The sequence below is a fragment of the Burkholderia sp. JPY481 genome, assembly GCF_038900515.1.
In the GTDB taxonomy this organism is placed as follows: domain Bacteria; phylum Pseudomonadota; class Gammaproteobacteria; order Burkholderiales; family Burkholderiaceae; genus Paraburkholderia; species Paraburkholderia youngii.
In genome coordinates this window covers 249,400-262,752 of sequence record NZ_JAYMRT010000002.1, presented here as the reverse complement: position 1 = coordinate 262,752, position 13,353 = coordinate 249,400, and the positions used below count along the sequence as shown (strand labels likewise).

General features: G+C 64.3%; 11 protein-coding genes and 2 pseudogenes. 7 read left to right on the top strand and 6 right to left on the bottom strand.

Features of this window, described 5'->3' with window-relative positions; genetic code table 11:
• The first annotated feature begins 215 nt into the window (after window positions 1-215).
• Window positions 216-1,160, top strand: coding sequence for a 4-hydroxy-3-methylbut-2-enyl diphosphate reductase (ispH, locus tag VSR82_RS06495; protein WP_368583440.1), 945 nt, complete (start codon window positions 216-218; stop codon window positions 1,158-1,160).
• 10 nt (window positions 1,161-1,170) lie between these two features.
• Window positions 1,171-2,325 (top strand): adenosyl-hopene transferase HpnH, encoded by a 1,155-nt coding sequence (hpnH, locus tag VSR82_RS06490; protein WP_013092815.1) that lies wholly within the window; start codon window positions 1,171-1,173, stop codon window positions 2,323-2,325.
• 115 nt (window positions 2,326-2,440) lie between these two features.
• Here the strand turns inward: hpnH and VSR82_RS06485 are convergent, their stop codons facing one another.
• On the bottom strand, window positions 2,441-3,043 hold the full coding sequence (locus VSR82_RS06485; RefSeq protein ID WP_176120875.1) for an MlaC/ttg2D family ABC transporter substrate-binding protein: 603 nt from the start codon (window positions 3,041-3,043) through the stop codon (window positions 2,441-2,443).
• Window positions 3,044-3,253: 210 nt separating this feature from the next.
• Between VSR82_RS06485 and hpnN the strand changes: the two genes are divergently transcribed.
• Window positions 3,254-5,869: a hopanoid transporter HpnN gene (gene hpnN, locus VSR82_RS06480; protein ID WP_429456291.1), complete on the top strand. Its 2,616-nt coding sequence runs from the start codon at window positions 3,254-3,256 to the stop codon at window positions 5,867-5,869.
• 2 nt (window positions 5,870-5,871) lie between these two features.
• Window positions 5,872-6,891: an MlaA family lipoprotein gene (locus tag VSR82_RS06475; protein ID WP_368583442.1), complete on the top strand. Its 1,020-nt coding sequence runs from the start codon at window positions 5,872-5,874 to the stop codon at window positions 6,889-6,891.
• A 95-nt stretch (window positions 6,892-6,986) separates the two neighbouring features.
• Here the strand turns inward: VSR82_RS06475 and VSR82_RS06470 are convergent, their stop codons facing one another.
• Window positions 6,987-7,472, bottom strand: coding sequence for an acyl-CoA thioesterase (locus VSR82_RS06470; RefSeq protein WP_368583443.1), 486 nt, complete (start codon window positions 7,470-7,472; stop codon window positions 6,987-6,989).
• 219 nt (window positions 7,473-7,691) lie between these two features.
• A complete protein-coding gene (locus VSR82_RS06465; RefSeq protein ID WP_498857527.1) occupies window positions 7,692-7,871 on the bottom strand; it encodes a hypothetical protein in 180 nt (59 codons plus the stop codon).
• A 545-nt stretch (window positions 7,872-8,416) separates the two neighbouring features.
• Between VSR82_RS06465 and VSR82_RS06460 the strand changes: the two are divergent.
• The 3 genes and pseudogenes from VSR82_RS06460 to VSR82_RS06450 all read left to right on the top strand — a co-directional run bounded on the left by VSR82_RS06460 (window position 8,417) and on the right by VSR82_RS06450 (window position 9,217).
• A pseudogene (locus VSR82_RS06460) lies at window positions 8,417-8,739 on the top strand (STM2901 family protein).
• Window positions 8,736-8,891 (top strand): annotated as a pseudogene (locus VSR82_RS06455) (acyl carrier protein); the annotation flags it as partial. The pseudogenes VSR82_RS06460 and VSR82_RS06455, both read left to right, overlap by 4 nt.
• A 104-nt stretch (window positions 8,892-8,995) precedes the next feature.
• Window positions 8,996-9,217 carry a hypothetical protein gene (locus tag VSR82_RS06450; protein WP_368583445.1) on the top strand — a complete coding sequence of 74 codons (222 nt, stop codon included), beginning with the start codon at window positions 8,996-8,998 and terminating at the stop codon, window positions 9,215-9,217.
• A 23-nt stretch (window positions 9,218-9,240) separates the two neighbouring features.
• Here the strand turns inward: VSR82_RS06450 and VSR82_RS06445 are convergent, their stop codons facing one another.
• From VSR82_RS06445 to hpnE, 3 genes are read right to left on the bottom strand one after another with little or no spacing between them, the layout of a single operon-like run.
• Window positions 9,241-9,999, bottom strand: coding sequence for a phosphorylase (locus VSR82_RS06445; RefSeq protein WP_429456296.1), 759 nt, complete (start codon window positions 9,997-9,999; stop codon window positions 9,241-9,243).
• 3 nt (window positions 10,000-10,002) lie between these two features.
• Window positions 10,003-12,087 carry a squalene--hopene cyclase gene (gene shc, locus VSR82_RS06440; protein ID WP_429456298.1) on the bottom strand — a complete coding sequence of 695 codons (2,085 nt, stop codon included), beginning with the start codon at window positions 12,085-12,087 and terminating at the stop codon, window positions 10,003-10,005.
• Window positions 12,084-13,352, bottom strand: a complete 1,269-nt coding sequence (gene hpnE / locus VSR82_RS06435; RefSeq protein WP_429456300.1) for a hydroxysqualene dehydroxylase HpnE — start codon at window positions 13,350-13,352, stop codon at window positions 12,084-12,086. Before hpnE ends, shc begins: the two co-directional genes overlap by 4 nt.
• Between the last annotated feature and the right edge of the window lies 1 nt (window position 13,353).

Here is a 13,353-nt window from a genome sequence, read left to right as displayed (position 1 = left end):
CCGGTCCTCCGCAAGGCCCGGCAGATGCGGCAAGCGCCCAACACACGGGCCGCACCAGAAAGCAAAGCGGCCCCGATAGCGTTAGAATGCGCGTTTGGTTTTGCTGTACCGGCCGGTCGCCGGGGCTCAAGACGTCAACTAATCAAGATGAGCGCGGCGATAAAGTCAGTTTCACGACTTCTTCGAAACCCGCGTTAGTCGGAGTTCGCCAACTTATGCGAGTCATCCTTGCCCAGCCGCGCGGCTTTTGTGCGGGCGTTGTCCGCGCGATCGAAATCGTCGATCGTGCGTTACAGCAACACGGCGCTCCCGTGTATGTCCGTCACGAGATTGTCCATAACCGTCATGTGGTCGACAATCTGCGCCAGAAGGGCGCGCGTTTCGTCGAGGAGCTCGATGAAGTGCCGCAAGGTGCCGTCGCGATATTCAGCGCGCATGGGGTTGCGCAAACTGTCGAACGCGATGCCGAAGCGCGCGGCCTCGACGTGCTCGATGCCACCTGCCCGCTCGTGACCAAGGTGCATGTGCAGGGTCGCCAGTACGTGGCCGCCGGCCGCACGCTGATCCTGATCGGCCACGCCGGCCATCCCGAAGTGGAAGGCACGATCGGCCAGATTCCCGGCACGGTGCTGCTGGTGCAGAGCGAGGCAGAAGTCGCGAAGCTCCAGTTGCCGGTCGATGCGCCGCTCGCCTACGTGACGCAAACCACGCTGTCGGTCGACGACACGCGCGGCATCATCGACGCGCTGCTGCGCCGCTTTAGCGACATCGTCGGTCCCGACACGCGCGACATCTGCTATGCAACGCAGAACCGCCAGGCTGCAGTGCGCGAGCTGAGCAAACAGGTCGACGTGCTGCTGGTGGTCGGCGCAACCAACAGCTCGAACTCGAACCGGTTGCGCGAAATCGGCAGTGAGAGTGGCGTGGCGAGCTACCTCGTCGCCGACGGCTCCGAAGTGAAGCCGGAATGGTTCGCTAACGTGCACACGGTCGGCATCACGGCCGGCGCATCGGCACCCGAAGAAATGGTCGAAAACGTAATCGATGCGCTGCGCGCATTGGGGCCCGTCGATGTCACGACGATGGCGGGCCGTGAAGAAAAAGTCGAATTCAAGTTGCCATCGAAACTGATGCAACCACTCGCTGCACGCGAAGTTTAAGGAGGACGCCTTGTCTATTCCGCTGCTACAGAAAGTCCGCGTCGGCGCATACATCATGCGCCAGCATCTCTCCGGCAACAAACGCTATCCGCTCGCCCTGATGCTGGAGCCGCTGTTCCGCTGCAATCTCGCCTGCAATGGCTGCGGCAAGATCGACTATCCGGATCCGATCCTGAACCAGCGTCTGTCGCTCGAAGAATGCCTTCAGGCAGTCGACGAATGCGGCGCGCCGGTCGTGTCGATCGCCGGTGGCGAGCCGCTGCTGCACAAGGAAATGCCGCAGATCGTCAAGGGCATCATGGCGCGCAAGAAGTTCGTATACCTGTGCACGAACGCGCTGCTGATGGAAAAGAAGATGGACGACTACGAGCCGAATCCGTACTTCGTGTGGTCGGTTCACCTCGACGGCGACAAGGAAGCGCACGACCACTCGGTGTCGCAGGAAGGCGTGTACGAGAAGGCCGTCGCCGCAATTCGCGAAGCGAAGCGCCGCGGCTTCCGCGTGAACATCAACTGCACGCTGTTCAACGACGCGCAGCCGGAACGTGTGGCGAAGTTCTTCGACACGCTTGGCCCGATGGGCGTCGACGGCATCACGGTGTCGCCGGGTTATGCGTATGAGCGCGCGCCGGATCAGCAGCACTTCCTGAACCGCGACAAGACCAAGCAGCTGTTCCGCGAAATCTTCAAGCGCGGCAACAACGGCAAGAACTGGTCGTTCAGCCAGTCGGCGATGTTCCTCGACTTCCTCGCGGGCAACCAGACCTACGAATGCACGCCGTGGGGCAACCCGGCGCGTACCGTGTTCGGCTGGCAAAAGCCTTGCTACCTGGTCGGCGAAGGCTACGTGAAGACCTTCAAGGAACTGATGGAAACCACGGACTGGGACAAGTACGGCACCGGCAACTACGAGAAGTGCGCCGACTGTATGGTCCACTGTGGTTTCGAAGCGACGGCCGTGATGGACACGGTTGCGCATCCGCTGAAGGCGCTGAAGGTCAGCATGCGCGGTCCTAAGACCACGGGCGCGTTCGCGCAGGACATCCCGCTCGACAAGCAGCGTCCCGCCGAGTACGTGTTCTCGCGTCACGTCGAGATCAAGCTCGAAGAAATCACGCGCGCCGGCAAGGGCAAGAAGGTGGAGACCGCGACGGCGACGCACTAACGCGTTCCACAGGAGGCGGCCGGGCGCCGCCTATGAAGGATGAAAAAAGCGCAGTGGCCAATCAAGGCCACCGCGCTTTTCTTTTACCGACTAACGCTTCTGTCGACCGACCCGCTTACGCGCCGCGCGCATTATGCTCGGTCAGGAATTTGATCAGCCCGTCGATGCCGCCTTTGGCGATCTGATCGGCGAACTGCGTCTGATACACCTGGATGAGCCACGCGCCCATCATGTTGATGTCGTAGATCTTCCAGCCCGACGGCCCCTTGGTGAGCCGGTAGTCGATCGCATCGTCGCCGCCGGTGCTGATTACGTGCGATTGCACGACGATGTCGGTCGCGCCGGCGGGCGCGCTGACCGGTGCAAACTGGAACTTCACTTCCTGGTCGCGCAATTGCGATAGCGATGCGGCGTAGGTACGCGTGAGCAGCAGCGTAAACTGCTCGTACAGTTGCTTCTGCTGTTCCGGCGTCGCGGTCGCCCACGGCTTGCCGACCGCGATACGCGTGGTGCGCTGGAAGTCGGTGGCGGGCAGGAAGTGCGTCTGGACGACCTGGGTGATCTTCGCCATGTCGCCGCCGCGCGCCTGCGGGTCAGCCTTCATTGCAGTCACCGTGCCCTGGACTGCACTTTTTACCACCGCGTCGGGTGCGCTCTGCGCAAACGCCGCCGTGGATACCACGGCCGCAGCCACAAAAGCAGTCAGATATCGTTTCATACGCTTGTCATGACTCGAAAGAAGTAGCGCCGGCGGGCCGCAGCCCCGCGGCTAAAGAGGGTAGACCAGTATAGCGGGGATTACGTTCCCATCCTGGCGAAGCTGTCAGGAGTCGTACTTGCTACCGAAGTCGGGCTTGCTTGCCCGGGCTCTGTATACTTATGCACCTTCGTCAAAAACAACACCCGTGATAAGGCCACGTCCGCCTACATGCTGAAGCCATACATCGTCCGTCTCGTCGCGTACTCGGTGCGTCATCCGCTCAGGATCATCGCGCTGTCGATCGTGCTCGCTGTCCTGAGCGGCATATACGTCGCGCATAACTTCAGGATCAACACGGACATCAGCCGTCTCGTCGAGACCGACAAGCAATGGGCGGCAGCCCAGAATGCGATCGACGCAGCCTTCCCCGACCGCGGCGGCACCATGCTGGTGGTGGTCGAGGCGCGCGCGCCCGAATTCGCCGACGCCGCGGCCAACGCTCTGACCGCCGCGCTCAGAGCCGATCCCAAAGAGTTCACGTCGGTCTCGCAACCCTCCGGGGGCCCGTTCTTCGAACACAACGGCCTGCTGTTTCCGTCCACCGACGAGGTGATGTCCACCACCTCGCAACTCGTACAGTCGCGCCCGCTCGTCAATCAGCTTGCGCATGATCCGAGCCTGACCGGTCTCGCCGGCACGCTGACCACGAGCTTGCTGCTGCCGCTGCAACTGGGCCAGGTCAAACTCTCCGACATGAGCCGGCTGCTTGCGCAAAGCGCGAACACGCTCGATCGCGTGCTGGCCGGCCAGCCCGCCGCGTTTTCATGGCGCGCGCTCGTCGATAAGAGCGCCGCCGCCGATCCGGCGCGTTCGTTCGTGGTCGTGCAGCCGGTCGTCAACTACGACGCGCTGGAGCCGGGCGCAAGCGCATCGAGGGCAATTCGCGCGACCGCGGTGTCGCTGCATCTTCAGGAGCGCTACGGCGCGACGATCCGCCTGACCGGCGAACAGCCGCTCGCAGACGAGGAGTTCGCGTCGGTGCAGGACGGCGCCGTGCTGAACGGCATCGGCACTTTCATCGTCGTGCTGATCATTCTGTGGCTCGCGCTGCGCTCGGGCCGCATGATCGCGGCCGTGTTCATCACGCTGTTCGTCGGCCTCGCGATCACGGCCGCGCTCGGCCTGTTGATGGTCGGCGCGCTGAACATGATTTCGGTCGCGTTCATGGTGCTGTTCGTCGGGCTCGGCGTCGATTTCGGCGTGCAGTTCGGCGTCAAGTATCGCGAGGAGCGCAACCGCGACGACCGGCTATCGGCCGCGCTGATGCACACCGCGCACAGCATCGGCGTGCCGCTCACGCTCGCGGCCGTGGCAGTGGCGCTGAGCTTCTTCTCGTTCCTGCCGACCGCGTATCGCGGCGTGTCGGAGCTTGGTCAGATCGCGGGCGTCGGCATGTTCGTCGCGTACTTCACCAACATGACGCTGCTGCCGGCGCTGCTGAAGATCTTCAATCCGCCGGGGGAAGTCGCATCGCCGGGTTTCAAGCAGCTCGAACCCGTCGACGACTTCCTCGATCGCAATCGCAAGCCGGTGCTGATCGGCACGCTGATCGTCGTGATCGGCGCGACGCCGCTGCTCGCGCACCTGCGTTTCGACTTCAATCCGCTGCATCTGAAGGACCCGCATACGGAGTCGATGGCGACATTGCTGTCTTTGAAGGATTCACCTGAAGCCGCGGTCAACAACGTGCAGGCGCTGGCGCCGTCGCTTGCCGACGCCGACGCGATGGCCGAGCGGCTGCGCAAGCTGCCGGAAGTGGGCCGCGTCAACACGCTGAGCACCTTCGTGCCGGCCGAGCAGCAGCAGAAGATGATGTTGATCGCAAGCGCCGCGCAGCAACTGCTGCCGGCGCTGCAACAGCAGCCTGCGCCGCAAGCCACCGACGCGGTGCGCGTCGCCGCCTTGAAGCGCGCGGCCAATCAGTTGTCGCTCGCCGCCGAGGACCACCCGGGCCCGGGCGCGGCGGAGGCACAGCATCTGTCGACGACCTTGCAAAAGCTCGCGGCCGCCGACGCCGCCACGCGCGACCGCGCCGAAGTCGCGATGTCCGACACGCTGCGCATCGCGTTGAAGCAGCTGGAGAACCTTCTGCAGCCGACCGAAATTACTCAGGAGACGCTGCCGCCAGGCATCACCGCGATGTGGATCGGCAAGGGCGGCCACTCGCTCGTCGATATCGCGCCGAAGGTGCCGCCCGGCGTCGACCCGAACGACGACCAGATGCTCGCCCGCTTCGCGCGCGCGGTGAAGCAGGCCGAGCCGGGCGCGATCGGCGGACCGATCTCGATCATCCATTCGGCCAACACGATCATCAAGGCGTTCCTGCAGGCGGCCGTCTATGCGCTGCTGTCCATCGCCGTGCTGCTGTGGATCGCGCTGCGCCGGATCGGCGACGTGCTGCGCACGCTGGTGCCGCTGCTGGTCTCCGCGTTGGTCACGCTCGAGCTGTGTGTGGTGTTCGGGATGCCGCTGAACTTCGCGAACATCATCGCGCTGCCGCTGATGCTCGGCGTCGGTGTCGCGTTCAAGATCTACTTCGTGATGGCGTGGCGCCACGGCCAGACCGGCCTGTTGCAGTCGAGCCTCACGCATGCGGTGCTGTTCAGCGCCGCCACAACGGCCACCGCGTTTGGTAGCCTGTGGCTGTCGCACCATCCGGGCACGTCCAGCATGGGGAGGCTGCTCGCGCTTTCGTTGTTCTGCACGCTGATCGGCGCGGTGGTTTTCCAGCCGGTGCTGATGGGCAAGCCGCGTCAACGTCGCGGGAAGCAAAAAGGAATATAAGCATGAAGCTGCGTAACACCGCGCTGGCGCTCACCGCCGCGGGTCTCATTTCGGGCTGCGCGACCGCCCCGGATCGCAAGCCGGGCGATCCGTTCGAGCCAGTGAACCGGGCGATCTTCACTTTCAACGACGGAGTCGATCGCTATATCGCGGTGCCGGTCGCGAAGGGCTATCAGAAGGTGACGCCGCAGCCGCTGCGCACCGCCGTCAGCAATTTCTTCTCGAACCTCGGCGATCTCACCAACGCCGCGAACGCGCTGCTGCAACTGAAGATCACCGACGCGACCGAAGACATCATGCGGTTCGCGTTCAACTCGGTGTTTGGTATCGGCGGCCTGCTCGACTGGGCGACGCCGGCCGGCCTGCCCAAGCATCATCAGGACTTCGGTCTGACGCTCGGGCATTGGGGCATTCCGTCGGGTCCGTATCTGGTGCTGCCGCTGTTCGGGCCGAGCACGGTGCGCGACAGCATGGGGCTCGTCGTCGATGTGAAGTTCAATCCGCTGAACTATGTCGAACCGGCGACCCGCAATCCGCTGTACGTGCTGCAGTTCGTCAGCACGCGGTCGGATCTGCTCGGCGCGACCAGCCTTCTGGAGCAGGCTGCGCTCGACAAATACTCGTTCGTGCGTGATGCCTATGTGCAGCAGCGCCTCGCGCGTCTGCGCGGCACGGGCAATAACCCGGCGCCGCTGCCGGAGTACGACGATCACGGCGATACCGGTCCGGCTGCTGCCCCCGCAGCAGGCGCGCCGGCGGGCGGCGTGCCGAATTACTCCGATCCGGGCGATGTGGGCGAGACGCCGAATGGGGCCTCAGGAGAGGGTGGCGCGGCCAAGGGCGCGCCGGGCGCGCTGCCGAACTACAACGATCCGGGTGAGTCCGCGCCGGCGCCCAATGGGGCTTCCGGCGGCGCGACCAAAGCGCCTGGCGCGGATCTGCCGAACTACGCCGATCCGGGGGACAGTGGCGCGGGTGCAATGCCGGCTGCGCCTGCGGCGCCGGCGTCGTCTCCGCAGTAATACGCGCTCCAAAGCACAGCGGGGCGCCCTCGATGGGCGCCCCGCGTGGAAGTCAACCGCCGCCCGACCAACCCGCGGGCCTTACTACAGCCCGCTCAGTGCAGGCTCTCGACCTCGCTGCGCGCCGCGACCCGATCTTCCTCCACCGTCGCGACTGATGCCGGTTGCGGCACCGGCTTGGAGTTCGCGCGATAGTGAGCGAACTGCTCGTCCGCGTAACGGATACGCGTGCGGCCGTGCGGCGCCGGGTCGCCGTTTTCGTCGAGATTGACGAACACCATTTTCTCGACCGTCAGAATGCTCTTGCGAGTGATCTTGTTGCGCACTTCGCAGCGCAGCGTGATCGACGTGCGGCCGAAATGCGTCGCGGTCATGCCCAGTTCGATGATGTCGCCCTGGCGCGCCGAGCTGACGAAGTTGATCTCTGACATGAACTTCGTCACCACACGCTGGTTGTCCAGCTGAGAGATCGCGTAGATCGCGGCTTCTTCGTCGATCCAGCGCAGCAGGCTGCCGCCGAACAACGTCCCGTTGGGATTCAGGTCTTCGGGCTTGACCCATTTTCTTGTGTGGAAATTCATTTGGCACTCCGTGTCTGAGGCTCCCGGGTAGGCGCGTCGTGCGCCAGAACCTAGGGTTAACGCTAGCATTGTACCAAAGACGAGGGTTTTCCCTGGTATATCAACGATTGCATAATTAATCGTGCCGATAGTCGGCGGTTCTCTTAAAGGACTGGCGATGGTTGCGACCGACGGAAAAAGCCCGCTCGAGAGCGAGCGGGCAGGTCAGGGATGTACTGCCTAGTCCATCGGGTCATACCGGTGGAATCCTTGGTAGCCGGTTGTGTCCTCTACCTTGGTTATCCGCCAGTGTCCGTTTTCCATTGCGACGAACACGAGGAGATTCTGCTTTTCGGCTAAGCCGAACGTCACTGGAATTACCCCGGTCCCGCCGAGCGCGATTGCCGGGTGCAAGGTCATCGTTTTGAGCCATATCTGTGGATCAAGGTCTTGCGCCCGCGTGAAGTAGTCCGCGCCGCCTCGCAAGCGTTTGTGACGATAGTCAATCCCGCAGATTATCGACCGTTGGTTTTGCCACATAGTTGTAAATGTGGTTATCCGTCAATTGATAAACGCCGCCCTCCTGTTGAAAATACCGTGTGTAAAACGCCTTTACAACAGTTTCTGGTGTATCCGGAGTCGCTGGGCTAGCTACGCCCGGCTTGAGTGTCAACGAAAGCGCCAGTGAGGCAAAAACGCACAAAATAAATTGATCATAGTCATTCGCGCCGGAATATTTTGTATGCGGGTTTGATGGTTCGATAGGGCCGGCCCCCTGATAAGCAGTGTATTTTCGTCCAACATCGCCTGAAATTTAGCGGGACGCGCTGATCATGTCGATTAGTGAAAATTAATTTCACCATAATTTGCGATTAAATCCACCATTTCTATAGTCAAAACGTTATCTCAAATAAAAAGAGCATTCGTCAGCTAGAATTTCCTCGTTTTACAGACGGGAGAAAGCAGTGAGCGATAACCGGTATTCGTTTGGCATACACAAAAATATTCGGGCCGTGGATTTGTTGACGTCCGTAGCGCTTGATGAAACGGCTAAACAATTCGGGATAAGCGACCTGACAGCTGCCGCAGTGGTCCTTTTAGGACAGGCAGATATACCGGTGTCGGGCAAGTAGCAGTTCGGATTGCTTTCACGCGGAATCTTGGTGCATTCGCCGGCCGGGTCCTAGTCATTGGGGAGATTTTTCTCGCTGCGGATGCGATACAGATCATGCGTCGCACCGTGACGACCTATAACCGTCTGGCGCTGCCCGAGGACAGGCTGCTGTGAATGACACGGATATCTGGGAACGCCTTGAGGCTTTCACTCGCGAAGAACTAGGACGGCCAATCTTTGGTGGCCCACTGAAGTTGACGCCCTCTACCAGGCTTGAACAGGACCTGGGGGTAACCGGACTTGATGGTGTCGAGTTTATCGACAGGTGAGCTCTCACGTTCAACGTGCAGGCGGACGGTTTTCCATACAGGCGCAAGAGGCCGGCGCGCCGACACTACGCCTGTCTGGCGCTCCACCGAACCGAACTGGTATGAACTGGATCGTCGATAAAGCGGCGCTTCTGCTCGCCGCTATCGCCGGTGCGGCGATCGCATGGACGCTGATTCGCTACAGCGGCCAGTGGTTTGCGCTGCTGCTGTTCACAGTGGCATTTGCCGGGCTTTTCGCGGACAACCAGCGGCTACGCAACCGCCTAAGGGACTTAGGCGAAGACCCGAGTCGCCGCTCCAAGTGCGGCTCCCGCACACGCTAGCGACTTGCTGCCATCGCCGTCGTTCAACCGGCGACACCCGTGAACCGCAGCGCGCCGCCCTCGCCCAACGCCTCCCGCGTCTCGACCAGCGTAGTCCGCGCGGCGCGCGCATCGCCGGCGAGCCGCAGCAGCGCACCCAGTTGCGATGGCTGCCGCAGCAATTCGAGCAGAATCGGCCCGAGCGCGGTGGTGCCGTCGTCGCGCAAACCCGCCGTCGCGGCCGGCGGCAGCGTGCGCCAGGCCGGATCGACGACCGCTCGACACACGGCGAACGGCAGACCGTGCGCGGCAGCGGTCGCCCCCGCGATGTGCGATTCCATGTCCACCGCTAGCGCGCCGGTCGATTCGTGCAGCGCGCGTTTGTCTTCCGCGGCGATCAGCGGCGCGGCGACCGCCGCCGTCGCGCCACGACGCACACGTCCCGCGAGCCGTTCGGCCGTCCTGACGTCGGTTACCGCGGCGGCAATCCGCTCCGACCACCGCCGATCCGTGTCGATGCGTCCAAACGGTCCATGCACCGCATCCGCGACGATCAGCGCCCCTGGCTCCAGATCCGGCGCGAGTCCACCCGCCGTGCCGAAACTGATGATCCCCGCCGCGCCGCGAGCGACCGCCGCGCTTAGCGCGCGCTCGAGCAGATCGGCCCGCGCCGCGTACACGACCTCGACGCGCTCGCTGCCGTCGCCGCGTGCGATGCGCGCCTCGAACGCCATGCCGGTCACGACGATCACTGGCAAACTGCTATCGCCCGTCCCGACGGACGGCGTCATCGATACGGACATCCGTCACATCCCGACCGTGACGCGCGTGAGCCCATTGCGCTTCAGATGACGGAAGCGCGCGAGCGCCCACAGCGGGAAGAACTTGCGATAGCCGTGGTAGCGCAGATAAAACACGCGCGGAAAGCCCGTCGCGGTAAAGCGCGTTTCGTCCCACAGCCCATGCTCGCGCTGCTCACGCTGCAGATAGTCGATCCCGCGCGCCACCGCATCGTGATCGACCTCGCCCGCGGCCATCAGCCCGAGCAGCGCCCAGGCGGTCTGCGACGCGGTGCTCGGCGCGCGCTCGTAGCCGCGATAGTCGAGCTTGTAGCTCTCGCCGCCCTCGCCCCAACCGCCGTCCTCGTTCTGGATCGACACGAGCCATTGCACCGCGCGCCGCATACGCGGGTCGTCGTGCGCCATGCCGGCCGCGTTCAGCGAGCACAGCGCGGTCCATGTGCCGTAGATGTAGTTCAGGCCCCAGCGGCCGTACCAGCTGCCGTCCGACTCCTGCTCCTGCAGCATGTAGTCGAACGCGCGCTGCGCCGGCTGGCTGTTTTGCGGCAACTCACCGATCTGCGCGAACATCGACAGACAGCGGCCCGACACGTCCGCGGTCGGCGGATCGAGCAGCGCGCCGTGGTCCGAGAACGGGATGTTGTTCAGGTAGTACTGCGTGTTTTCCGGCTCGAATGCGCCCCAACCGCCTTCGCTGCTTTGCATGCCGACTATCCATTCGCGCGCGCGCGCAATCGCTTCGCGATCGACATCGGACTTCGTGAGCGCAGCCGAACGATGCATCGCCATCGCGACCACCGCGGTATCGTCGACGTCCGGGTAATGCGCGTTGTTGTACTGGAACGCCCAGCCGCCCGGCCGCACGTTCGGGCGGCGCGAAATCCAGTCGCCGCGCACGTCGAGAATCTGCAGCGGACGCAGCCACGCAAGCCCGCGTTCGGCCGCCTGTTCGGCACGTGCCTCGCCGGTTTCGAGCAAAGCGTGTGCAGCGAGCGACGTATCCCACACCGGCGACAGACACGGCTGGCAATACGCTTCGTCGTCCTTGATGACGAGCAGCTTGTCCAGCGACTTGCGAGCGATCGCGCGGTTCGGATGATCGGCTGGATAGCCGAGCACGTCGTACATCATCACCGAGTTGGCCATCGCCGGGAAAATGGCGCCGAGGCCGTCCTCGCCGTTCAGCCGTTCGTCGACGAACGCGACCGCCGCGCGGATCGCGCGTTCGCGGCTCGCCTTCGGCAGCAGGCCGTCGACCGCGCGCAGCACCGTATCGACACAGCGGAAAAAGCCGAACCAGCCCGCATGCTGATGCGGCGCGCGCTCGTTCATACCGGTGTTCACCGGCGCGCCGCGGAACAGCTCGTCGATGCGCACCTTGCGCGGGTTGCGAGCGAGCGGCCGCTTCGCATTGAGCACGAGCAGCGGCACGATCACCGTGCGCGCCCAGTACGACACCTTCGACAGATGGAACGGGAACCACATCGGCAGCAGCATGATCTCGACCGGCATCATCGGCACCGCGCGCCACGACACCACGCCAAAGAGGGCAAGCAGAATTCGCGTGAACACGTTCGCGTGTTCCGCGCCGCCGTGCGCAAGGATCGCGTCGCGCGCGCGCACCATGTGCTCGGCGTCGACCGGGTCGCCGATCATCTTCAGCGCAAAGTACGCCTTCACGCTCGCGCTGATGTCGAGCGCGCCATCGGTGAAGAGCGGCCAGCCGCCATTCGGCAACTGGATGCGGCGCAGATAGCGCGCGATCTTCTGTTCGAGTTCGAGGTTCGGCGTCTCGCCGAGGTAGTGAACCAGCAGCACGTATTCGGCCGGAATCGTCGCGTCGGCTTCGAGTTCGTAGACCCAATGGCCGTCCGGCTGCTGCGCGGCCAGGATCGCATCGGTCGCGCGCGTGATCGACACGTCGAGCGGGCTCGCGCCGCCAGTTTGCATCGGCGACGGCGTTGCGGTTGCCAATGCGTCCGCCACGGCGGGCGCGTTGGCAACCACGGCAGCTTCGGCCAGGTTCGGCGCCGCGTCGGCGGCTTCGGGCAGCACCGCGTCGAGCGGCTGCGTTTGAGATAAGTCGTTCATCTGCGTTCCATCGGTTGATTCAGCAGCGTATCCGCGGCCTTCTGGCCGGAGCGGATCGCACCTTCCAGCATCGCGGGCAGGCCGGTGGACGTCCAGTCGCCTGCGAGCAGCAAATTGTTCCAGCGAGTGCGCGTGCCCGGTCGCAGCGTCTCCTGCGCGGGCAGCGCGGCGAACATCGCGCGCGGTTCGATCACGACCTGCCAGCGCGGTAGCGGCGCGAGCGGCAGGTTCACCGCCGCTGCAACCTCCGCCCAAACGGTCGCCGCGAGCGCGTCGTGCGGCATGTCGATGAGCCGCTCGTCACCGTTGAGCGTCACCGACAGGCGGTCGTCGAACGCAAACAGCCATTCGGCCGTTCCGTTCAGCAACGCCGTGATCTGCGGCAGATTGAACGGCGGCTCAAGCGCGAAATGCACGTTCAGTGCGGCCGCGAAACGCGTCGGCGCACGTAGCCCCGGCACCAGCGCAGCCGCGGCTTCGGGCGGCAGCGCCAGAATCACCGCCTCGTTCGCGCCGAGCGTGATGCTCTCATCGGCGAAATGCAGCGCCTGTACACGCGCCGGGTCGGCCGCGAACACGATGTCGCGCAGACGCGAACCGAGCCGGATCGTCGCGCCGCCATGTTGCAGGAGCCGCAGCGCCGGATCGACGAACGCACTGCCAAGACCGTTACGCGCGACGAGCGGCCGGCACGCGAGCCCGCCCGCGAGCAGCGTGTCGCGCACGAGCGCGCCGGTCAGTTCGGCCGAGGCGTCGCGCGGCTCCAGATTCAGCAGCACATGCAGCAGCGGCCGCAGCAGCCGGTCCCACAGCGGACCGTCACAGCGCATCGTCTGCGCGACGCTGCGGCCCGGCTTCGCGAACAGCAGCGGCACGAGCGACAGGTAGTCGGTCGGCACCGTGTTCGGCACGCGCGCATGCGCGTCGAAAATCCACCACGGCAGACGCCCCGGCGACAGACGCACGCTCCAGCGCGACCGCGTGGCCAGATCGACGAACGGATACTCGGGCTGCGCGGGGCCGACCAGTTCGTCGGCGGCGCCGATCGCGCGCACGTAGTTCAGCGTCGCGGCATTGGCCGACAGCACGATGTGATTGCCGCTGTCGAGCGTCGCACCGAGCTGCGTGTCGTAGTACGAACGGCAGCGGCCGCCCGCGTGATCCTGCGCTTCATGCAGCACGACCCGCGCGCCGCGCCGCTGCAACTGCACCGCGGCGGCGAGCCCGGCCACGCCCGCGCCGACCACGTGGACGAGCTTCGGCATC

What these genes read in the sequence shown, in the direction of transcription:
- VSR82_RS06485 (WP_176120875.1), bottom strand. Translation starts at nt 3,043, where the DNA reads ATGAAACGATATCTGACTGCTTTTGTGGCTGCGGCCGTGGTATCCACG.
- VSR82_RS06445 (WP_429456296.1), bottom strand. Translation starts at nt 9,999, where the DNA reads ATGTCCGTATCGATGACGCCGTCCGTCGGGACGGGCGATAGCAGTTTG.
- hpnE (WP_429456300.1), bottom strand. Translation starts at nt 13,352, where the DNA reads ATGCCGAAGCTCGTCCACGTGGTCGGCGCGGGCGTGGCCGGGCTCGCC.
- shc (WP_429456298.1), bottom strand. Translation starts at nt 12,087, where the DNA reads ATGAACGACTTATCTCAAACGCAGCCGCTCGACGCGGTGCTGCCCGAA.
- VSR82_RS06450 (WP_368583445.1), top strand. Translation starts at nt 8,996, where the DNA reads ATGAACTGGATCGTCGATAAAGCGGCGCTTCTGCTCGCCGCTATCGCC.
- VSR82_RS06465 (WP_498857527.1), bottom strand. Translation starts at nt 7,871, where the DNA reads ATGACCTTGCACCCGGCAATCGCGCTCGGCGGGACCGGGGTAATTCCA.
- hpnN (WP_429456291.1), top strand. Translation starts at nt 3,254, where the DNA reads ATGCTGAAGCCATACATCGTCCGTCTCGTCGCGTACTCGGTGCGTCAT.
- VSR82_RS06475 (WP_368583442.1), top strand. Translation starts at nt 5,872, where the DNA reads ATGAAGCTGCGTAACACCGCGCTGGCGCTCACCGCCGCGGGTCTCATT.
- ispH (WP_368583440.1), top strand. Translation starts at nt 216, where the DNA reads ATGCGAGTCATCCTTGCCCAGCCGCGCGGCTTTTGTGCGGGCGTTGTC.
- VSR82_RS06470 (WP_368583443.1), bottom strand. Translation starts at nt 7,472, where the DNA reads ATGAATTTCCACACAAGAAAATGGGTCAAGCCCGAAGACCTGAATCCC.